The 21,137-nt window shown below is 66.8% G+C and carries 18 protein-coding genes; 4 read left to right on the top strand and 14 right to left on the bottom strand.

Going from position 1 to position 21,137, the window contains the following annotated elements; genetic code table 11:
* Positions 1 to 16: 16 nt before the first annotated feature.
* The 3 genes from kdsA to ACK4SG_RS02785 form a co-directional block, all read right to left on the bottom strand.
* Positions 17 to 850, bottom strand: a complete 834-nt coding sequence (gene kdsA / locus ACK4SG_RS02775; RefSeq protein WP_409599455.1) for a 3-deoxy-8-phosphooctulonate synthase — start codon at positions 848 to 850, stop codon at positions 17 to 19.
* An 8-nt stretch (positions 851 to 858) separates the two neighbouring features.
* Positions 859 to 2,526, bottom strand: coding sequence for a CTP synthase (locus ACK4SG_RS02780; protein ID WP_409599457.1), 1,668 nt, complete (start codon positions 2,524 to 2,526; stop codon positions 859 to 861).
* 351 nt (positions 2,527 to 2,877) lie between these two features.
* Entirely contained in the window at positions 2,878 to 3,840 is a 963-nt protein-coding gene (locus ACK4SG_RS02785; RefSeq protein WP_409599459.1) for a glucokinase, read from the bottom strand.
* 354 nt (positions 3,841 to 4,194) lie between these two features.
* On the opposite strand from ACK4SG_RS02785, the gene parE reads away from it, so the two are divergent.
* Positions 4,195 to 6,084, top strand: a complete 1,890-nt coding sequence (parE, locus tag ACK4SG_RS02790) for a DNA topoisomerase IV subunit B (RefSeq protein WP_409599461.1) — start codon at positions 4,195 to 4,197, stop codon at positions 6,082 to 6,084.
* A gap of 36 nt (positions 6,085 to 6,120) precedes the next feature.
* On the opposite strand, the gene ACK4SG_RS02795 is transcribed toward parE, so the two are convergent.
* From ACK4SG_RS02795 to ACK4SG_RS02805, 3 genes are all read right to left on the bottom strand, one after another.
* On the bottom strand, positions 6,121 to 6,309 hold the full coding sequence (locus ACK4SG_RS02795; protein ID WP_409599463.1) for a hypothetical protein: 189 nt from the start codon (positions 6,307 to 6,309) through the stop codon (positions 6,121 to 6,123).
* Positions 6,310 to 6,397: 88 nt separating this feature from the next.
* Positions 6,398 to 7,669: an NAD(P)/FAD-dependent oxidoreductase gene (locus ACK4SG_RS02800; protein ID WP_409599465.1), complete on the bottom strand. Its 1,272-nt coding sequence runs from the start codon at positions 7,667 to 7,669 to the stop codon at positions 6,398 to 6,400.
* Positions 7,670 to 7,916: 247 nt separating this feature from the next.
* Positions 7,917 to 8,399: a peptidylprolyl isomerase gene (locus ACK4SG_RS02805; RefSeq protein WP_409599467.1), complete on the bottom strand. Its 483-nt coding sequence runs from the start codon at positions 8,397 to 8,399 to the stop codon at positions 7,917 to 7,919.
* Between the two features lie 64 nt (positions 8,400 to 8,463).
* Between ACK4SG_RS02805 and ACK4SG_RS02810 the strand changes: the two genes are divergently transcribed.
* Together ACK4SG_RS02810 and ACK4SG_RS02815 are read left to right on the top strand one after the other, a co-directional pair.
* A complete protein-coding gene (locus ACK4SG_RS02810; RefSeq protein ID WP_409599469.1) occupies positions 8,464 to 9,024 on the top strand; it encodes a C40 family peptidase in 561 nt (186 codons plus the stop codon).
* 254 nt (positions 9,025 to 9,278) lie between these two features.
* Entirely contained in the window at positions 9,279 to 9,836 is a 558-nt protein-coding gene (locus ACK4SG_RS02815; protein WP_409599723.1) for a C40 family peptidase, read from the top strand.
* Between the two features lie 48 nt (positions 9,837 to 9,884).
* Here ACK4SG_RS02815 and ACK4SG_RS02820 read toward each other — a convergent pair whose 3' ends face one another.
* The 7 genes from ACK4SG_RS02820 to ssb form a co-directional block, all read right to left on the bottom strand.
* A complete protein-coding gene (locus tag ACK4SG_RS02820; protein WP_409599471.1) occupies positions 9,885 to 10,391 on the bottom strand; it encodes an acyl-CoA thioesterase in 507 nt (168 codons plus the stop codon).
* A 134-nt stretch (positions 10,392 to 10,525) separates the two neighbouring features.
* Positions 10,526 to 13,717: a type I restriction endonuclease subunit R gene (locus ACK4SG_RS02825; protein ID WP_409599473.1), complete on the bottom strand. Its 3,192-nt coding sequence runs from the start codon at positions 13,715 to 13,717 to the stop codon at positions 10,526 to 10,528.
* Positions 13,717 to 14,280, bottom strand: a complete 564-nt coding sequence (locus ACK4SG_RS02830) for a transposase (protein ID WP_409599475.1) — start codon at positions 14,278 to 14,280, stop codon at positions 13,717 to 13,719. Before ACK4SG_RS02830 ends, ACK4SG_RS02825 begins: the two co-directional genes overlap by 1 nt.
* 7 nt (positions 14,281 to 14,287) lie before the next feature.
* A complete protein-coding gene (gene rhuM / locus ACK4SG_RS02835) occupies positions 14,288 to 15,277 on the bottom strand; it encodes a RhuM family protein (protein WP_409599477.1) in 990 nt (329 codons plus the stop codon).
* Positions 15,274 to 16,722 carry a restriction endonuclease subunit S gene (locus ACK4SG_RS02840; RefSeq protein ID WP_409599479.1) on the bottom strand — a complete coding sequence of 483 codons (1,449 nt, stop codon included), beginning with the start codon at positions 16,720 to 16,722 and terminating at the stop codon, positions 15,274 to 15,276. Before ACK4SG_RS02840 ends, rhuM begins: the two co-directional genes overlap by 4 nt.
* Entirely contained in the window at positions 16,712 to 18,274 is a 1,563-nt protein-coding gene (locus tag ACK4SG_RS02845) for a type I restriction-modification system subunit M (RefSeq protein WP_409599481.1), read from the bottom strand. Before ACK4SG_RS02845 ends, ACK4SG_RS02840 begins: the two co-directional genes overlap by 11 nt.
* A 296-nt stretch (positions 18,275 to 18,570) precedes the next feature.
* Positions 18,571 to 19,104 carry a single-stranded DNA-binding protein gene (gene ssb / locus ACK4SG_RS02850; protein WP_409599483.1) on the bottom strand — a complete coding sequence of 178 codons (534 nt, stop codon included), beginning with the start codon at positions 19,102 to 19,104 and terminating at the stop codon, positions 18,571 to 18,573.
* A 142-nt stretch (positions 19,105 to 19,246) separates the two neighbouring features.
* On the opposite strand from ssb, the gene ACK4SG_RS02855 reads away from it, so the two are divergent.
* Positions 19,247 to 20,245 carry a polyprenyl synthetase family protein gene (locus ACK4SG_RS02855; RefSeq protein ID WP_409599485.1) on the top strand — a complete coding sequence of 333 codons (999 nt, stop codon included), beginning with the start codon at positions 19,247 to 19,249 and terminating at the stop codon, positions 20,243 to 20,245.
* 48 nt (positions 20,246 to 20,293) lie between these two features.
* On the opposite strand, the gene ACK4SG_RS02860 is transcribed toward ACK4SG_RS02855, so the two are convergent.
* Positions 20,294 to 21,088 (bottom strand): dienelactone hydrolase family protein, encoded by a 795-nt coding sequence (locus tag ACK4SG_RS02860; protein WP_409599487.1) that lies wholly within the window; start codon positions 21,086 to 21,088, stop codon positions 20,294 to 20,296.
* Positions 21,089 to 21,137: the final 49 nt, after the last annotated feature.

The raw sequence follows: 21,137 nt of genomic DNA on the forward strand, positions 1-21,137 counted from the left end.
GATCGTCCTGGGAATTTCAGAGGGTCTGTTCGAGGAAGCCGCCGCGCTTGGTCGCGGCATCCAGTGCCAGCAGCGTTTCCAGCAGCGCTTCCATCCTGCCCAGCGGCCAGGCGTTGGGGCCGTCGGACAGCGCCTTGCCGGGGTCGGGATGGGTTTCCATGAACACGCCGGACACGCCCACCGCCACCGCCGCGCGCGCCAGCACCGGCACGAACTCGCGCTGACCGCCGGAGCTGCTGCCCTGCCCGCCCGGCAGCTGCACCGAGTGGGTGGCATCGAACACCACCGGGCAGCCGGTGTCGCGCATCACCGCGAGGCTGCGCATATCGCTGACCAGGTTGTTGTAGCCGAAGCTGGCGCCGCGCTCGCAGACCATGATCTGCTGGTTGCCGGTCGCCCTGGCCTTCTCCACCACCGGCTTCATATCCCACGGCGACAGGAACTGGCCCTTCTTGATGTTGACCGGCTTGCCGGCCTCGCAAACCTTGCGGATGAAGTCGGTCTGGCGCACCAGGAACGCGGGTGTCTGCAGCACGTCCACCACCGAGGCCACTTCGTCCATCGGGGTGTACTCGTGCACGTCGGTGAGCACCGGCACGCCGAGCTGGCGCTTGACCTCGGCCAGCACGCGCAAGCCCTCTTCCATGCCGGGGCCACGGAAGCTGTGCAGCGAGGTGCGGTTGGCCTTGTCGAAGCTGGACTTGAAAATGAAGTTGATCCCCAGCTTGCCGGTGATCTCCTTCAGCTGCCCCGCCACGTCGATCTGCAACTGCTCGCTTTCCACCACGCAGGGGCCGGCGATCAGGAACAGCGGCTGATCCAGCCCGACCTTGAAGCCGCAAAGATCCATGGGTGCACTCACTTCTGCTGGGCCGCACGGCGTTCGCGGGCGGCGCGGATGAAGCCGATGAACAGCGGATGCCCGCTGCGCGGCGTGGAGAGGAACTCCGGATGCGCCTGGCAGGCCAGGAACCACGGATGCACGGCCTGCGGCAGCTCCACCATCTCCACCAGCAGGTCGTCCATCGACTTGGCGGAAATCACCAGCCCGGCGTCTTCCAGCTGGGTGCGGTAGCGATTGTTGAATTCGTAGCGGTGGCGGTGGCGCTCGGCCACTACCTCCTTGCCGTACAGCGCATGCGCCAGCGTGCCGGGTTTGACGCGCTGCTCCTGCAGGCCCAGGCGCATGGTGCCGCCCAGGTCGGAGTCCTCGCTGCGCCGCTCGACTTCGCCGCTCTGGGTGCGCCATTCGGTGATCAGGCCGATCACCGGATGCGCGGCATTGCGGTCGTTCTCGGTGCTGTTGGCGCCAGCCAGACCGGCCTCGTGGCGGGCCATGTCCACCACCGCGGCCTGCATGCCGTAGCAGATGCCGAAGTACGGCAGGCGGGTCGCGCGGGCATGTTGCGAGGTCAGCACCTTGCCTTCGAAACCGCGGTCGCCGAAGCCGCCCGGCACCAGCACGCCGTCCACGCCGGCCAGCAGCGCGGCGGCGCCTTCGCGCTCGATATCGCCGGCCTCGACCCAGCGCAGGTTGACCCGGGTGCGCTGACGCAGGCCGCCGTGTTTTAAGGCTTCGGCCACCGATTTGTAGGCATCCTTGTGGTCGATGTACTTGCCGACCACGGCGATGGTGACCTCATCCTCGGGGTGCTCGGAGGCCTCCACCACCGCATCCCAGGCCGACAGATCGGCCGGGCGCGCCCTGTCCTGCAGGCGCAGCTGCTCCACCACCAGCTGGTCCAGCCCCTGGGCATGCAGCCAGCGCGGGATCTTGTAGATGTTGTCCAGGTCAATGGCCGAGATCACCGCTTTTTCCGGCACGTTGGTGAACAGCGCGATCTTGCGCCGCTCGCCGTCCGGCAGCGGTTTCTCGCTGCGGCACATCAGCACGTCCGGCTGGATGCCGATGCCGCGCAGCTCCTTGACCGAATGCTGGGTGGGCTTGGTCTTCAGTTCGCCGGCGGCGGCGATGTACGGCACCAGGGTCAGGTGCATGAACATGGCGTGGTCGGCGCCGCGCTCGATGCGCAACTGGCGGATGGCCTCCAGGAACGGCAGCGACTCGATATCGCCCACGGTGCCGCCGATCTCGACGATGCCCACGTCAAAGCCGGCGGTGGCGGCGTCGATGCAGTGCTTGATCTGGTCGGTGACGTGCGGGATCACCTGTACGGTGCCGCCCAGGTAGTCGCCGCGACGCTCCTTTCGGATCACCGCCTCGTAGATCTTGCCGGTGGTGATCGAATTGCGCCCGGACAGGCGGGTGTTGACGAAGCGCTCGTAGTGGCCGAGGTCGAGGTCGGTCTCGGCGCCGTCGTCGGTGACATAGACCTCGCCGTGCTGGAACGGGCTCATCGTGCCCGGATCGACGTTGAGGTAGGGGTCGAGCTTCATCATCGTGACCTTGAGGCCACGCGCTTCGAGAATGGCCGCAAGCGAGGCGGCGGCGATGCCCTTGCCAAGCGAGGACACCACGCCCCCGGTCACAAAGAGGAGGGGCGTATGGGAGGCTGGGGAAGTCATGTCGGCAGCGCGGCGCTGGAAACCCGCATTCTAGCGGGAAGACGCGCCGACGTACATGGCGCCCAATCCGCGCCATCGACATAACCCATTGATCCGGATACGGAAAGGCGCTTTGGGGAATCTCCGAACAACTTCGAAGATTCCCGTCGGCCATGCAGGGCCAATCCCGCAGCGATCGCGCAAGCGATGGATGCGTGTGCGCCAAGCCCGGACAGGCGCCGGGCCCAGCGTGGGCTGACAACGCCAGGATGGCGTTGTTCATTCCTTCCTTGGAGCAATCCGCCAACCCATCCGCCGTGGCGACTGCGCCGGCAGGCAGCAGCCTGCCCCACCCAATGGTTGCCCGCCGGCTCAGCCGCGCGGCTGCGCCGCCAGCCAGGCCGCCGCTCCGACCAGGCCCAGGTCGCCGTGTTCCAGCGCATTCACCGGCACCCGGCGCAGGGTGTCGGACAGCACGCCCTTGTCGAGGAAGCGGCGCATGAACGCACCCTGGCGCAGGTGCTGCAGCAGGTGCCCGGTGAGGCCGCCGGCCAGGCACACCGACCGCGCTCGGAACACCAGCGCCAGGTCGCCGGCGAAGCTGCCCAGCCAGCCACACAGCAAGGCCACGGCTTCGGCGGCGAGAGGATCCTGCCCGCCGTCTGCCGCCGCCACCAGCGCCGCCGGCGCATGCCAGCGCGGTGGCACGTCGCGCAGCGCGCACAGCGACCGGTACAGGGTCACCAGCCCGGGGCCGGACAACACCCGTTCGCTGGCCACGTGGCCGGACTGCGCCTGCAGCAGCCGCACGATGTCCAGCTCCAGCGGCGTGCCGGCGGCCAGCGCGGCCTGCCCCGCCTCGCTGGGCTGTACGACCAGCCGGCCGTCCTGCGCCAACAGCAGCGCGGCGCCCAGGCCAGTCCCCGGCCCCAGCAGCAGGACCGGCAGCGGCAGCCCGTCCGCATCGCCCAGCCGCTGGAACTGCGCCGGCGGCAGGTGCGGCAGCGCCCAGGCCAATGCCTCGAAATCGTTGATCAGGTGCAGGTCATCGATGCCGGCCTCCCGCTGGGTCGCCACCAGCGACACCGGCCAGGCCAGGTTGCCATTGAGCAGGGCATCGCCCTGCAGCACGCCGGCGATGGCCACCACGCAGGTAGCCGGGACATCGACTTCACCGGCATCTGCGGCCTCGCGGCGGAATTGGCGCAGCACGGCCGCCAGGCTGGGGAAGGCCGCGCATTCGTAGCGGCGGTGGAAGCCGACGCGGAACCCGACGTCCGCAAGGTTCACCAGCCCCAGCCGCGCATAAGTGCCGCCGACATCGGCTGCAAGCACCCGGAGGGCGGGCGTGGATGCCGACCCGCCTGCGCCTGGTGCCAACGTCTCGCCCGTGCCTGCCGCCATCCCTTGCTCCGAACAACCGCGCCGAACGGCGGCCCGGCCGGATTGTAGGCGATCGCCACGCTGATCCCGCGCCGCAGCGCCACGCGCTGGGCACGGAAGTCGGTCTTGGCGAACACGGGCGCCATTGCCGGGGGGAAAAAGCGCGGCATCGTCGCCGCGACGGCGAGCGCAGGGGTTGATCCGGCGCAAACCCGGCGCCGTCCTTGCACGGTCCGCGCCCGCCGTCCAGCTTGACCGCACCGGGCCAGCCGCCCATCCTGCGCCGTCCCCCCGCAGTGCGCTTCCATGAACACCCGCTACAACGCCGCCGACATCGAAGTCCTTTCCGGCCTGGATCCGGTCAAGCGCCGGCCCGGCATGTACACCGACACCAGCCGCCCCAACCATCTGGCGCAGGAAGTCATCGACAATGCCGTGGACGAAGCACTGGCTGGCCACGCGCGCCGGATCGACGTCACGCTGTATGCCGATGGCAGCTGCGAAGTCGCCGATGACGGCCGCGGCATGCCGGTGGACATCCACCCGGAGGAGAAAATCCCCGGCGTCGAGCTGATCCTCACCCGCCTGCACGCGGGCGGCAAGTTCAGCAACAAGAACTACACCTTCAGCGGCGGCCTGCATGGCGTCGGCGTCAGCGTGGTCAATGCGCTGTCGAAGCAGGTGGACGTCTACATCAAGCGCGACGGCAACGAGTACCACATGGCGTTCGCCGACGGCGATCGCGCCTCGCCGCTGCAGGTGGTGGGCTCGGTGGGCAAGAAGAACACCGGCACCCGCGTGCGCTTCTGGCCGGACCCGAAGTACTTCGACACGCCGAAGTTCAACCTGCGCGCGCTCAAGCACCTGCTGCGCGCCAAGGCCGTGCTGTGCCCGGGGCTGACGGTCACCCTGTACGACGAGGCCAGCGGCGAGCGCGTGCAGTGGTATTTCGAAGACGGCCTGCGCGACTACCTGCGCGGCGAGCTTGCCGACCGCGAGCTGCTGCCGCCGGAGCTGTTCGTCGGGTCGCTGAAGAAAGACACCGAAGTGGTGGACTGGGCGGTGGCCTGGGTGCCCGACGGCGAGCTGGTGCAGGAAAGCTACGTCAACCTGATCCCCACCGCCCAGCACGGCACCCACGTCAACGGACTGCGCACCGGCTTCACCGAAGCGCTGCGCGAGTTCTGCGATTTCCGCAACCTGCTGCCGCGCGGCGTCAAGCTGGCGCCGGAGGATGTGTGGGACCGCGTCAGCTTCGTACTGTCGCTGAAGATGACCGACCCGCAGTTCTCCGGCCAGACCAAGGAGCGCCTGTCCTCGCGCCAGGCGGCCGGGTTCGTGGAAGGCGCCGCGCACGATGCCTTCAGCCTGTGGCTCAACGCCAACACCGAGGCCGGCGAGCGGATCGCCCAGCTGGCCATCGAGCGCGCCAGCGCACGGCTGAAGACGGAAAAGCAGATCGTCCGCAAAAAAGTCACCCAGGGCCCGGCCCTGCCCGGCAAGCTGGCCGACTGCATCAGCCAGGATCTGTCGCGCACCGAACTGTTCCTGGTCGAAGGCGACTCCGCCGGCGGCAGCGCCAAGCAGGCGCGCGACAAGGACTTCCAGGCCATCCTGCCGCTGCGCGGCAAGATCCTGAATACCTGGGAAGTCGCCTCGGGCCAGGTGCTGGCCTCGCAGGAAGTGCACGACCTGGCGGTGGCGATCGGCTGCGACCCGGGCAAGGACGACGTGTCCGGGCTGCGCTACGGCAAGATCGTCATCCTGGCCGACGCCGACTCCGACGGCCTGCACATCGCCACCCTGCTCAGCGCGCTGTTCCTGCGCCACTTTCCCGCCCTGGTGCGGGCCGGCCACGTCTTCGTGGCGATGCCGCCGCTGTTCCGCGTGGACGTGGGCAAGCAGGTGTTCTACGCGCTGGACGAAGAGGAAAAGCGCCTGCTGCTGGAGAAGATCCAGCGCGAGAAGCTCAAGGGCCAGGTCAACGTAACCCGCTTCAAGGGGCTGGGCGAGATGAACCCGCAGCAGCTGCGCGAATCCACCATGCACGTGGACACCCGCCGCCTGGTCCAGCTGACCGTGGACGATGACGAGGCCACCCGCGGCCTGATGGACATGCTGCTGGCGAAGAAGCGCGCCGGCGACCGCAAGAGCTGGCTGGAGCAGAAGGGCGACCTGGCGACGCTGGAGGTGTGAGCCGCCACCACTCTCACCGCGCGTGTCCTGACAGGATTAGGCCAACAGCCCCGCGACCCAGCGGACAACCGCATGCCAGCGACCGGCCAGCCAGTCGGCGGTCGCGCCCAGCTCGGTCGGGAACAGGTGGGTGACCAGCCAGTAGGCGCCGAAGGCGGCAGCGGCCAGGATCGCCAGCCCCAGCACCTGCATGGCCATGTCGCCGCGCGCTTTGCGTGTCGTCATCGCGTTGCCCCCATTCCTGATGCGTGTGTCGATCATGCCTGCCTGGGGCCACCGGTGGCGACCGGCGGCGCCAGCCGGGTCCGGCGGATCAGGCGAAGCGCGCCGGCTCGAACGGCGCCGGGTCCACGCAGGGCGTGCGGCCGGCGATCATGTCGGCCAGCAGTTGGCCGGTGCTCGCACTCATGCTGACGCCCATCATGCCGTGGCCGACCGCCATCCACAGGTGTGCGTGCCCTGGCGCCCGCCCGATCAATGGGATGTCGTCGCGGCTCATCGGCCGCCAACCGCACCATTGCTCCTGCACCTGCGGCCCGACCGGCTGGTGCAGGAACTGCGCCGCGCCGCGCTCCAGTGCCCCCAGGCGCCGCTGGTTGAGGCTGTCATCGAAGCCGGAGAATTCCATCGTGCTGCCCAGCCGGTAGCCGCTGGGCCAGGCGGTCACGCAGACCGAGGGTTCGTACAGGATCACCGGGCGATTGGGCGTGAGCTCGGGCGGACGGTAGGTGATCGAATACCCCTTGCCCGGCTGGATGGCCCGGCGCAGCCATGGCAGGCCCACGGCCTCGGCGATACGCGGTGCCCACGCCCCGGTGGCCAGCACCGCGGCTCGGGCGCGCAACACGCCCTGTCCCGTCGTCGCGACCACGCCCTGCGTCCCCGAGTCCAGGGCGTGCAACGAGCAGTGCTCCAGGATGCGCCCCCCGCGCTCGCGCACGACGCGCGCCAATTCGGCCACGTAGCGGTCCGGCCGCAGGGCGGCGTCGCCACGGAAGCAGAGGGCACCGGCGAGCCCCGGCTTGAACGCCGGATCGCGCGCCTCGTAGGCCGGACCGTCGACGACCTCCACGTCGACGCCCAACTCGCGCAACAGCGGCACGTCGTGCAGCTCGCGGTCCATGTCGCGGCGGGTGCGGAACACGTAGTCTTCGCCGGTTTCGGCGAATTCGCAGTCCAGCGCGTAGCGCTGCACCCATTGCTGGATGCGCTGGCGGGAATCGGCCAGCAGCGCGTACTTGGCGCGCGCGCTGGCCTCGAAGTCACGCGCGTTGCAGCGCAGGGCGAAGCCCAGCATCCAGCGCAGCGCGTCGGGATCCAGCGTGGGCTTGATGTACAGCGGCGCGTCGGGCGTGAACATCCAGCGCGCGGCGCGCGCCAGCGTACCCGGCCCGGCCAGCGGCGGCGCGTGGCTGGGCGTGAGCGTGCCGCAGTTGCCGTGCGAGGCGCCCCCGCCGATCCGGCCGGCGTCGATCACGGTGACCTCGCGCCCGTCATCGAGCAGCGCCAGCGCAGTGGCCAGGCCGGAGACACCCGCCCCCACGACAAGGCAATCGATGGATTCTTCGACGCTGGCTGGGCTCACGATGACGACATCCGGAAAGATGTCGCCCATTATCGCGGTGGCACCGTCGCCGGGACAGCCTGCGCCGCCGAACCGTCACTCGGAAACGCGAACGGCCCACAGTGCGGACCGTCGCGACGCAGCTGTTACCCAGCCCCCTGAGTCAGGGGGCGATTCGTACCGCAGGCACGAATGGGGGTCTGGCAGCGAACAGCGGGGTCCAAGGTTTGCGTAGCAAATCCTGGGATTGATTCATGCGCAGCATGAATCAATGCGCGTGGCCGCCTTCGCCGTGGACGTGGCCGTGCGCCAACTCTTCCTCACTGGCCTCGCGCACCTCCACGATCTCGATGTCGAAGTCCAGGTCCTTGCCGGCCATCGGGTGGTTCAGGTCCACATCGACCACGCTCATGCCAACCTTCTCGATGGTCACGGCGCGCGGGCCGAAGTTGGTGTTCAGCACAACCTGCATGCCCGGGTCCAGCTTCTGGTCCCCGAAGTGCTTCTTGGGAATACGCTGGGTCAGGCCCTCGCGGCGCTCGCCGTAGGCATCGGCGGCGGTGACGGTGGCCTTGAAGCTGTCGCCGGCCTCGCGGCCTTCCATGGCCTTCTCCAGGCCCGGGATGATCTGGCCGCGCCCGAACAGGATCGCCAGCGGCTCGCCTGTGGTCTTGGAGCTCTCCAGCGGGGCCTGGCCGGCCTCGGCCACGGCGTAGTGGAAACGGACAACGCGGTCTTTTTCGATCTTCATGGAATGCCTGCCAGTGGTGATGGCGCTTGCCGCCGCATCGCGATGCGGCAACACTTGCGCGGTGATGGAACCAGCCGACTGCATCCAGCGACCGGGCGCGCATTATCGGCGCTCCGCCCTCCGCGCGCCATGGCTGGCCCTGCTGCTGGCGGCGGGGTTGGCGGGCTGCGGCGGCGAAGCCGTGCGGCCGGCGCGCGCCCCGGCCGCCGCGGACCGGGCCTGGCCGGTGGTGGCGCCGGCGGATCCCGCCAAGGCCAATGCTGTGTTGATCCGCGCCATCGGCCTGGTCGGTACGCCCTACCGCTACGGCGGCAACACGCCGGAGGGCGGTTTCGACTGCAGCGGGCTGGTGGGCTACGTCTTCCGCGACATGCTGGACCTGAAGCTGCCGCGCACCACCCGGGAATTGGCCGCACTGCAGGGTCCGCGAATCCGGCCGGAACAACTGGCCGGGGGCGATCTGGTGTTCTTCGGCGATGGCGGCAAGGTCAGCCACGTGGGCATCTACGTGGGCGAAGGCCGCTTCGTGCACGCCCCCAGCACCGGCGGCACCGTTCGCCTGGATCGCCTGGATGGCAGCTGGTGGCGGGACCACTACAGCGGCGCGCGCCGGCTGCTGCACTGATTTGCGATCTTCGTCACATTTTTGGACATTTCGGCCCCCTGAAGGCCCGAATCGGCCATTCAGCACTCCCCGCCTAACGTTTTTTGAACCCTTCCCCTGCACATCCCGGGCATAGTCCCCGCTCGCTTTTGCATCGTGATGACCGCGTGAAGACAGCCTCCCTGCCCCACGGCCATTCCGCACCGCGCAACCGCCGCGTGCCGCAACTGATCCTGACCCTCGCCCTGCTGGCAGCCGCTCTGCCCGCGCTGGCGATGAACCCGCCCACCAGCACCACCGAGGCGACCACTTCGTCGGCCTCCCCCCAGCCCAGCCTTCCCGCGGATCTGCCGGCACTGACCGCCACAAACTCCATCGCCACGCCGGATACCGCACCGCTGGCCGCCCAGCTGGCGGCCCTGCAGCAAGCCAAGGACGCTCCCGCCAACACCTCGCTGGTGAAGACCGTGCTGCAGCGGGCGTTCTCGCTGCTGGGCACGCCCTACCGCTGGGGCGGCAACTCCCCGGACAGCGGCTTCGACTGCAGCGGCCTGGTCGGCTACGTGTTCCGCACCATCGGCATCGACCTGCCGCGCGTCTCCCGAGCGATGGCGGATGAAGGCACCAAGGTCGCCAGCCGCGATGCGCTGGCCGAAGGTGACCTGGTGTTCTTCGGCCGCCGTGGCCACATCGACCACGTGGGCATCTACATCGGCGAGGGCAAGTTCCTGCACGCCCCGCGGACCGGCCGCGACGTCACCGTGTCCAGCCTGACCAGCGGTTACTGGGCGCAGAAGTACCTGGAAGCACGCCGCCTCGCCACTGGCGGCTGAGCACTTCCCTTCGGAATCAATACCTTGCGGCGCCGCCTCCGGGCGGCGTCACTGCATGTGGGCGACGGCGGCCTGCCGGTAGCGGGCCACGGTCTGCTCCACGTCCTTGCCCAGCGCCATCACCTGCATGGCGTACTCGGCCAGCTGGCGGTCCTCGTCGTCCTGCGGCACCCATGGAGGCACCGGCACGGGCGTCCCTTCCGGGGCATCCAGCGCCACGAACACGATCACGCAGTGGGTGCACAGGCGCGCATCGGCCTCGTCGGCCCGCGGGTCACGGGCGCGCACGTCCACGGCGAAATGCATGGAGCTGGTGCCGGTGTGGATCAGGGCCGCCTGCACGGTGACCAGGTCGCCGATGCGGATCGGCGCCACGAAGCGGATGCCGCCCACCGCCACCGTCACGCTGTAATGCCCGCTCCAGCCGACCGCGGCGGCGTAGCCGGCCTGGTCGATCCACTTCATGACCTGGCCACCGTGGACCTTGCCGCCGAAGTTCACGTCGGACGGCTCGGCGAGGAACTGCATCCGCACCTGCCGCTGCTTTCCACTCATGCTGCCCCCACTGGGAAACGTGTTGCTACCCTCCATCCGGCGCGCCAGCCTGCCCACCCTGAAATCCGGCGCACGCCCCGCTTATACGCTCAGTTCGCAGGCCGGCCAATACCGCCAAATCGCGCGGATGCGAACTATGGCTCTGCAACCCATAGCTTGCTCAATGCTTCCGCTTGGGCCAGCACCGTCTGTACCGCTGCATCCTGCAAATCAGGCGGGTAGCCATACTTGCGCAGGATGCGCTTGACCAGCACGCGCATGCGGGCGCGGGCCGATTCGCGGTGCGCCCAGTCCACGGTGACGTTCTCGCGCAGGCTCATCAGCAGTTCGTGGGCGATGACCTTGAGCTTGTCGTCGCCCATGACTTGCACCGCGCTCTCGTTCTCCGCCAGGGCGTCGTAGAAGGCGATCTCCTCGTCGGTCAAGCCTTGCTCCTCGCCGCGCTGGCGCGCCGCGCGGATGTCGCGGGCCAGCTGGATCAGCTCTTGCAGCACCTCGGCGGTGGTGATGGCGTTGGCGTGGTAGCGCGCCACCGCGTCCTCCAGCCGTTGCGAAAACGCGCGGGTTTCCACCACGTTGGCCTTGGATCGGGAGCGAATGCCGTCGTTGAGGAGCTTTTTCAAGGCTTCCAGCGCCAGGTTCTTCTTCTCCATCTGCTGTACTTCGGCGAGGAATTCGTCCGACAGGATGGAGATGTCCGGGCTTTTGATGCCGCTTGCGGCCAGGATGTCCACGATCTCGGTCGAGACCACCGCGCGGCTGACGATTTGCTGGATGGCCAGCTCGCGCTCTTGCGGGGTCACGCCCGAGCCGCTGCTGCTCTTGACCAGCGCGGCACGGATCGCCTGGAAGAAACCGACTTCCTCCCGAATCTCGCGCGCCTCGTCGGAAGCGGACGCCAGGGCGAAGGCCTTGGACAAGGCCAGCACCGCGTCCTGAAAGCGGCGATGGGCGGCTTTCTTGCCCTCCGGGGTTTGCTCCTTCGCCGCCCACTGCTGTTGCTGGTCGAGGATCCACTCGATGGCCCCGGCCATCATCGCCAGTCGCTGCTGTGGCGTGCCGCCCAAGGCGGCGCGGTAGTCGAAGCCGTGAAACATGTCCCGCACGACCTCGTACTTTTCCATCATCACCGCGACGGCTTGCGCCTCATCCACGCCCGTCTGCTCGCGGTCGCGCGGCGAATACTGCGCCAGCGCCGACTTCAGGTTGTGCGCAATGCCGATGTAGTCCACGACGAGCCCCGCAGGCTTGTCGCGGAACACCCGGTTCACCCGCGCAATGGCCTGCATCAGCCCGTGGCCGCGCATCGGCTTGTCCACGTACATCGTGTGCATGCAGGGCGCGTCAAAGCCGGTGAGCCACATGTCCCGCACGATGACGAGCTTCAAGGGGTCTTTCGGATCACGGGCACGACGGGCCAAGATATCGCGCCGCGCTTTGTTGCCGATGTGCGGCTGCCACTCGGGCGGGTCGCTCGCCGCCCCCGTCATCACGATCTTGACCGCGCCCGCGTTGTCATCGGCACTGTGCCAGTCGGGTCGCAGCTTGATGATCTCGTCATAGAGCTTCACGCAGATGCGCCGGCTCATGCACACGACCATCGCCTTGCCGTCCAGCGCCGCCACGCGGTCTTCAAAGTGCTTGACGATATCCGCCGCCACCAGGGCCAGGCGCTTGTCGCTGCCCACCAGGGCTTCCACCGTGGCCCATTTCTGCTTCACGCGCTCGCGGGTCGGTTCTTCCTCGTCTTCGAGGATGTCCTCGATCTCGGCGTCGATCTTGGGCTTCTCGTCCTCGTCCAGCTCAATGCGCGCCAGCCGCGACTCGTAGTAGATCGGCACGGTCGCGCCATCTTCCACCGCGCGGCTGATGTCGTAGATGTCGATGTAGTGGCCGAACACCGCAGGCGTGTTGACGTCGTCCGCCTCGATGGGCGTGCCGGTGAAGCCGATGAAGGAGGCATTGGGCAGCGCATCGCGCAGGTACTTGGCAAAGCCGTAGGAAATCTCGCCCGTCGCAGCATTCACCTTGGCCTTGAAGCCGTACTGACTGCGGTGCGCCTCATCGGCGATCACGACCACATTGCGGCGCGTGGTGAGCGGCTCCGCGATCTCGCCGAACTTCTGCAAGGTGGTGAAAATCACCCCGCCCGAGGCGCGGTTCAGCAGTGCCTGCACATGCTCGCGGCTCTCGGCCTGCACGGGGGTTTGCCGGATCAGGTCGCGGCACATCGAAAAGGTGGCAAAGAGCTGGTCGTCCAAATCGTTGCGGTCGGTCAGCACCACCAGCGTCGGGTTTTCCATCGCCGGGTGCTTGACCAGCCGCCCGGCATAAAAAGCCATCAGCAGGCTCTTGCCAGAGCCTTGCGTGTGCCAGATCACGCCTGCGCGGCGGTCGCCGGCCGGCTGCGTTTGGGCACGGGGCAGCCCGTAATGCGCCGGGTCTTCGGCCACGCCTTGTGCGGACGCGGACGCACGCAGCGTCTGCTCCACCGCCTTTTGCACCGCGTGAAACTGGTGGTAGCCCGCGATGATCTTGACCAGCCCCGCGCCTGTTTCGCCAAACACGGTGAAATCGCGCAGCAGGGCGAGCAGGCGGCGCGGCTCGAACACGCCCTCGATCAGGGTGGCGAGTTCCGGCGCGCCTTTGGGGGCCACGGCTGTGCCATCGGTGGTGCGCCACGGCATGAAGCGCTCCAGGTCGGCGGAAAGCGACCCCACCCGCGCGGCAATGCCGTCCGAGGTGACCAGCAGCGCATTGGTGTGGAACAGCTGCGGGATCTGCTGCTTGTAGGTCTGCAACTGGTTGAACGCAGCCAGCAGATGCGCACTTTCGCTGCCCGGCGCCTTCAACTCGATCACGGCCAGCGGCAAGCCGTTCACAAACACCAGCACATCCGGCCGCCGCTTGTGGGGGCCGTGGATCACCACGAACTGGCTCACCGCCAGCCAGTCGTTCTGCTCGGGGTGCTCAAAGTCGATGAGCGCAACCTTGCCCGCCCTCAGCGTGCCGTCCGCGGCGTGGTATTCCACGTCCACGCCTTCGGTCATCAGCTTGTGCAGGCGGCGGTTTTCTTCGAGCAGCGAAGGCAGCTCGGACTGCATCACCCGCCGCACCGCCTCCTGCCACGCCTCCGCTGGCAGGCCAGGGTTCAGGCGTGCCACCGCCGCCTCGAAGCGCTTTTTCAGCACCACCTCGTCGTGGCTGTCGCGCTCCGGTCGGTGCCCATCGGGGCCGATGTCCTCCTCGCGCTCGATGCTGTAATCGAGAGCGCGCAGCTGATCCAACAGCGCTTGCTCCACGGCGGCCTCCGACAGAAACGCCATTACGGTTTCCCCCTTTTCCAATTCTCCGGGTGCTCCCGATCCAGCGCCCACTGCAACGGATTGTTGACGATGTACGCGCGGATGCCGTCGAGCGAAGCCTCGTTGCGGATGATGTGTTCGTAGTAGTTGCGTTGCCAGCCAAAGTTCGCCATGCCATGTTGGCGAATGCGCCGCGTCGTCACCGCCTTGAACGCCCGCACGATATCCCCCACGGTAGGGGCGCGATTTATCGCGCCCGTATCATAATCCGCCACACCCGTTTGGATGGACGACACGAATTCGGGCGCGATAAATCGCGCCCCTACGTGAATGATGCCGTGCACATGATTGGGCATGACGACGAACGCATCGGTCTGAACCCCTGGAAACCGGCGCGGCAGGCCATGCCATTCTGCATCGACCATGGCCCCCGCCGCATTCAACCGCATCTCCCCGTCTACCACCTCGCCGAACAAACATACCCGCCCCTGGGTGCAGATCGTCACGAAATAGGCTCCAGCCTGGGCGTAGTCGTAGCATTTCAGGCGCAGGCTTCGGCGGTTGGGATGCTGGCCGGCCCTCATGCAGCCCTCACGAGTTCACGCCTTCGGGCACGGCCAGCATGTTTTCGATCAGCCGGATCATCACGTCCTTGTTCTTGGCATCCGATTCGGCCACCAAAAGCGCCAGTGCGGCCAGCCCCACGTCGTTGATGACCGGCTCGCCACCCCGCAGCAGCCGCCCGTTGCGCGCCAAAAAGTCCACGAACAACAACGCACCGCTGCGCTTGTTGCCGTCGGTGAAGGGGTGGTTTTTGATGACGAAATACAGCAGGTGCGCGGCCTTGGTTTCCACCGTGGGATAGGCCGGCTCGCCAAACACCGTCTGCGCCAGGTTGCCCAAGAGCGCGGCAAAGGCATCGCCGCGCTCGCGCCCGAACAAGTCGGTGGCCTCGCCGCGCGCCATCAGGTCGGCCTTGAGGCGGGCGATGGCGGCGCGTGCTTCCTCCAGCGTGGGCAGCGCCCCGCCCGGGCTGCCTGCGGGTGCAGTCAGCACGCCTTCGTCATAGCGTTGCAGCCACAAAAAGGTCTGCGTGTAGCGGGCGATCACATCCACCAGCCCGCGCCCCTGGTCGGCCGTCAGACCCTCACCGGCGGCGGCTTTCTTCACCAATTGCAGCGCGGCTTCCAGCTCGGCGGCGTTTTGCGCGAAGCGCTGCCGGTCCAGGCTGTAGCCCTGCGTCAGATGCTCGCGCAGCACGCGCGTGGCCCATTGGCGAAAGCGGGTGCCCTGTAGCGACTTGACCCGGTAGCCGACGGAAATGATGACATCCAGGTTGTAGTGCTCGACCTGGTAGGTTTTCCCGTCGGCGGCAGTATGTGCAAAATTTGCACATACTGCATCGCGCTCCAGTTCCCCCTCGGCAAAGACGTTGCGGATGTGCTTGGTAATCACCGAGCGCTCACGCCCGAACAGTTCCGCCATCTGCTCCTGCCGCAGCCAGACGGTGTCTTTTTCTACCCGCACCTCAACGCGGGAGCCATCGCCTTCGTAGATGACGATGTCGGCAGTGGCGATCATAAACCGCGCCCCTTGAGGAAGGCCTCGGCGTCCTTGATGCGCAGCTCGCCGGAAATCAGCTTGGGCAGCAGGGTGTCGCGGAGTTGGGCGAGGGTTTCAGATTCCTGTTCTGTAGCTTGAATACGCTCCAACACTGGAGCAGCTAAGGCATCGAATTTCTGAACGAGCTGCGCTGGTGGTTTGGCGAACGTAAAAGAAGGCACAGCATCCCTTCCAAGATGCAGGACGGTTGTACCTGTTGTATGGGCGTAGGTGTGGCTCACAAATGCTTCTGTTCCGCCCAGAAAATAAAGAAAAGCCTTGGTTATACGAAAATCTTTTGGACGAACGATCAAAGTATCGAGAGAAGCGACCAGCCGTCGATAGCGAGTTGAGCTGCGAACAATTGCTGGGCGCCCGATAACTTCAGCAGCTTGTGTCACGTCGGTACAAGCAATCACAACCTCTCCAGGATGGACGACCTGCTCGGCTTTGTAAGTCCCAGCGAAGGGCTTGAGACCATCCGACCTGTAACCACCTCCCCTTGCAAAAGACTTGAGCGTAACGAGCGCCGTTTCGGATTCGACAAGCTCTTCGCTTTTGTACGACCGCCCTTTCACAGCCTCTACCAACTCACCAAGCGCCACCACCTCCCACCCCTCCGGAATCTCCCCCAATTCCGAATCGACGAGGCGATCGGGGAAGAGGTCGAGAATGTGTGGCGGCCAATGCGTAGGGGCGCGATTTATCGCGCCCGGATTGCGGGTGTCCATCGAATCGGGCGCAATGTCGGGCGCAATGAATTGCGCCCCTACGGCGCGCACGGGCTCGAAATCCACGAACCACGCCTTGAACAAGGCGCGGGCCATGGCCTCCAGCGTTTCGTTCTGCTTGCGGTTGAGTTCGATCTTGTCGTCCAGCGTGCCGAGGATGTGGGCGATGGCGCGTTGCTCTGGGAGGGGTGGAACCAAAAACGGGCAGGCTGCAAGTATGGACGTGTTCAGATTTGGCATCGTTGCGCCATGAGCATGGCGGACTATCCACTCTCGAACATTAGGGTGCCCGAGGTAGTAGGAGGCGTAGCGCGAATCGACATTCTTCTCGCCAACGCGCACCCGAAGGCACCCGGTTCCGCACAGCCAACCGTCCTCGTGATTACGAACCAAAGCGCGCTTCTCGACGTCTCCACGTCGGCTGTAAACGATGTCACCCACACGAACGCGATATCGACTCAAGCGCTGGGCGTCCTCAAGGCTAACGCGTGCGATTCCATCCTCGATGATCCGGTTATCTCCGATGTTCTGCGGCATGATCGACGGGATACCAACTGGTACGTAGTCAGAAGCGTGTAACTGGCTTCCGAATGGTCCAGTCTGAATATCTCCGCCACCTTCAGCGCATGCTTTACCAAGCGTCTTGTATTCCCAATTGGGTGGGATTGAACCAAACAATTGCTCACTCCCCATACCCCAGCCCCCTCAAATTCGCCTCAATCGCTGCATCCAGCTTCGCCGCCTCGTCCCGCTGCTGCCGCCACTGCGCCGCGAGCCGCGCCATCTTTTCCTCGAAGGGTTCGCCGTCGTCTTCCACTTCCGCTGCGCCCACATAGCGACCGGGGGTGAGCACGTGGCCGTGTTTGCGGATTTCGTCCAGCGTGGCGGATTTGCAGAAGCCCGCCACGTCGGCGTAGTCGCCCGCGTCGGGTTCGCCGCGCCAGGCGTGGTAGGTGCGGGCGATTTTCTGGATCTCCTCGTCGGTGAGTTCACGATGGGTGCGATCCACCAGCACGCCCATCTTGCGGGCGTCGATGAACAGCACTTGCCCGCGCCGGTCGCGCAGGCCGTGGCCTGGGTTCTTGTTGCGAGCCAAAAACCACAGGCAGGCGGGGATTTGCACGGAGTAAAAGAGCTGCCCCGGCAGCGCCACCATGCAATCCACCGCGTCGGCCTCAAGCATGGCGCGGCGAATCTCGCCCTCGCCCGACTGGTTGGAGCTCATCGAGCCGTTGGCCAGCACCACACCCGCCGTGCCGTTGGGGGCCAGGTGCCAGTAGATGTGTTGCAGCCAGGCGTAGTTGGCGTTGCCCACGGGCGGCACGCCAAACTTCCAGCGCACGTCTTCGCGCAGGCGGTCGCCGCCCCAGTCCGAGATGTTGAAGGGCGGGTTGGCCAGGATGTAGTCGGCCTTGAGGTCGCGCAGTTCGTCCTTGTGGAAGCTGCCCTCGTTGTTCCAGCGGATGTCGGAGTCGATGCCGCGCACAGCCAGGTTCATCTTGCACAAGCGCCAGGTGGTGTAGTTGCTCTCCTGCCCGTAGATGGCAATGTCGCCAATGCGGCCGCCGTGCTCCTGCACGAACTTTTCGGACTGCACGAACATCCCGCCCGAGCCGCAGCAGGGGTCGTACACGCGGCCTGAGTAGGGTTCGAGCATTTCGACCAGCACGCGCACCACCGAGCGCGGGGTGTAGAACTCGCCGCCGCGCTTGCCTTCGGCCCCGGCGAACTGGCCCAGGAAGTACTCGTACACGCGCCCCAGGATGTCGCGGGATTGGTCGCCGGCTTCATTCAGCGCAATGCCCGAGATCAGGTCGATGAGTTCCCCCAGCATCACCTTGTTGAGCGCGGGGCGGGCGTAGTCCTTGGGCAGCACGCCCTTGAGAGACTCGTTGTCCTTCTCGATGGCGCGCATCGCGTCGTCGATCAGGGTGCCGATGGTGGGTTGGCGGGCAGCGGCCTGCAGATGCGACCAGCGCGCTTCTTTGGGCACCCAGAACACGTTGTCGGCGAGGTATTCGTCCTTGTCCTCGGCGGCCTGTGCATCTTCCGCCAGCAGCGCCTGGTGCTTGGCCTCGAAGGCGTCGGAGATGTACTTCAGGAAGATCAAGCCCAGCGCGACGTGCTTGTAGTCGCTGGGCTCCATATTGCCGCGCAGCTTGTCGGCGGCTTTGAACAGCTCGGCCTCGAAGCCGAGGGCGCTGTCACTGGCAGCCTTGACGGAGAGTTTGGTCGTCCTTGCCATAACGTAGGCATCCGCAGTGATGGAATGCGGGGAGTCTGTCGGTCGAGTGCTTGCGCCGCAAGCGGTACCGGCGGGCTGTGACAAAAGGCCCCGCATGTGCGGGGCCTTGGATGCGATTGGATCAATCGCAAGTGGTCGTCCAGGGTAAACCCCGAACAACTCCATCCTTTTATTGCCGGGCTGCGCCGCGCATGGTGCAGGATCGGACTCATCTCTCACGCATCCATCGCTTGCGCGATCGATACGTGGCGGACCATCCACGGCTGACGGGAATCTCCGGATTGTTCGGAGATTTCCTAGAACGGGATGTCGTCGTCGAACGGGACATCATCGAACGCCGGCTTGGCAGGGGCCTGCGCGGGCTCGCGACGCTGGGCCGGGGCGCTGCGCTGCGGCCGGTCGCCGCCGTAGCCGCCGCCACCGCCGCGCGAATAGCCGCCTTCACCACCACCGCGAGGCTGGTAGCCACCGCCGCCCTCGCCGCCACCGCGCTGGCCGTCGCCGCCGCCGATCATCTGCATCTCGTCGGCCACGATGTCGGTGGTGTAGTGCTTGACCCCGTCCTTCTCGTACGAGCCGTACTCCAGGCGGCCCTCGATATAGACCTGGCGCCCCTTCTTCAGGTACTCGCCGGCGATCTCGCCGAGCTTGCCGAACAGCTTGACGCGGTGCCACTCGGTCTTTTCCTGGGTGTTGCCATCGCGATCCTTGCGGACGCTGGTGGTGGCCAGGCTGATCGTGGTGACCGCCATCCCGCCCTGGGTGTACTTCACGTCGGGATCGTTGCCAAGGTTGCCGACCAGGATCACTTTGTTCACGCCGCGTGCCATGTGCTGTCTCGCTCTTGTCTCATCTCGCCCGGGGTGGACGATGGCATCCGAGTATAGCCGGCGGCAGCCGGCGCACGCCGCGCTGGCGGGTCGGGGAATACCCCACCGCTTATACTTCAGGCTTCCCCTGCCGACGCCGCCCATGACCGATACCGCCCACGTGCACGCCGCGCCCGACCTCAAGGCGATCCAGGCCCTGGCCGCGCCCGACATGACCGCGATGGACGCACTGATCCGCCGCCGGCTGGCATCGGACGTGGTGCTGGTGAACCAGGTCGCCGAGTACATCATCGGCGCGGGTGGCAAGCGGCTGCGGCCGATGCTGCTGCTGCTGGCGGCCGGGGCGCTGGGCCACCATGGCAGCGACGCGCACCAGCTGGCGGCGGTGGTGGAGTTCATCCACACCTCCACCCTGCTGCACGACGACGTGGTGGACGAATCCGACCTGCGCCGCGGCCGCAAGACCGCCAACGCCGTCTGGGGCAATGCGGCGTCGGTGCTGGTGGGCGATTTCCTGTACTCGCGCAGCTTCCAGCTGATGGTGGAACTGGGCCGGATGGACGTGCAGCAGATCCTGGCCGACACCACCAACACGATTGCTGAAGGCGAAGTGCTGCAGCTGTTGCACGTGCGCAACCCGGACACCGATGAAGCGGCCTACCTGCGGGTGATCGAACGCAAGACCGCGATCCTGTTTGCCGCCGCCACCCGCTTGGGCGCGCTGCTGGCGGGCGCGGATGCCGCCACCCAGCAGGCGCTGCATGACTACGGCCTGGCCTTGGGCTACGCCTTCCAGATCGCCGACGACGTGCTGGATTACGCCTCCGACGCCGCCACGCTGGGCAAGAACCTGGGCGACGACCTGGCCGAAGGCAAGATGACCCTGCCGCTGATCCACGCGATGGCCTGCGGCGACGCGGCGACACGCGCCGAGCTGCGGCGGATCGTGGAAAACGGCGATCTTGACGGCATGCCGGTGGTGCTGGCGGCCATCACCCGCGCCGACAGCCTGGCCTACAGCCGCGCGCGCGCGCTGGACTACGCCAAGGCCGCGGAATCGGCGCTGGCGGCGCTGCCGGCCAATGCCTGCACCGATGCGCTGCGCGGGCTGGCCCGTTACGCGGTCAGCCGCGACCACTGACGCATGGCGGTATGGGCAACCCCGGCACGCCGGGGCCGCCCTGCGGCATCACAGGCCAAAGCGCTCGCGGAAGAAGCCGTCCATCATCCGGTAGGCACGCTTGGCCGCGCGCTCGTCGTAACGGCAATTGCTGGCGGGGTCGGTGCCGGCGGACGGTTCCGCGAAACAGTGCACCGCGCCGCTGAAATTCACGAACTGCCAGTCGGCACCGGCGCCATCCAGCTCCTTCTCCAGGGCCAGGATGTCGCTGTCGGGTACCGACTTGTCGGCCGCGCCGTTGAGCACCAGCACCGGGGTTTTGATCACCGCGGCGGTCGCCGACTTGGCGCCCGGCGCCAGACCACCATGGAAGCTCACGATGCCGGCCAGGTCGGCCCCGGCGCGCGCCAGCTCCAGCACGGTGGACCCACCGAAGCAGAAGCCGAACGCACCGATGCGGCTGGCGTCGAGCGGCGCACTGCCGGCCTGCGCTTTCAGGGTGGCCACCGCGCCCTCGATGCGCGCGCGCAGCGGGCCGCGGTCGTCGCCGCGCAGGCTGCCGGACAGCTTGCCCGCCTCGTCGGCATCCTTCGGACGGTTGCCCTTGCCGTACACGTCGGCCACCAGCACCACGTAGTCGGTGCCGGCCACCGCCTTGGCGCGCTCCACGGCGTCCTCGGTGACGCCCATCCAGTTGGGCACCATTACCAGGCCGGGGCGCTTGGCGGCGGAGGCGTCGTCATACACCACGTAGCCGCTGAACCGGTCCTTCCCCACCGACCATTCGACGGGCTTGGCCTGCATCGCGGCAAAGGCAGGCAGGGTGGCGAACGACAAGGCCAGGGCAAGCAGGCGGCGAGGCATTGGAAGGGCTCCAGATGTAAACAAAGCCGTAAATTAAGACCGCGCGCAT

The organism is Thermomonas sp., assembly GCF_046293095.1.
Lineage (GTDB): Bacteria > Pseudomonadota > Gammaproteobacteria > Xanthomonadales > Xanthomonadaceae > Thermomonas.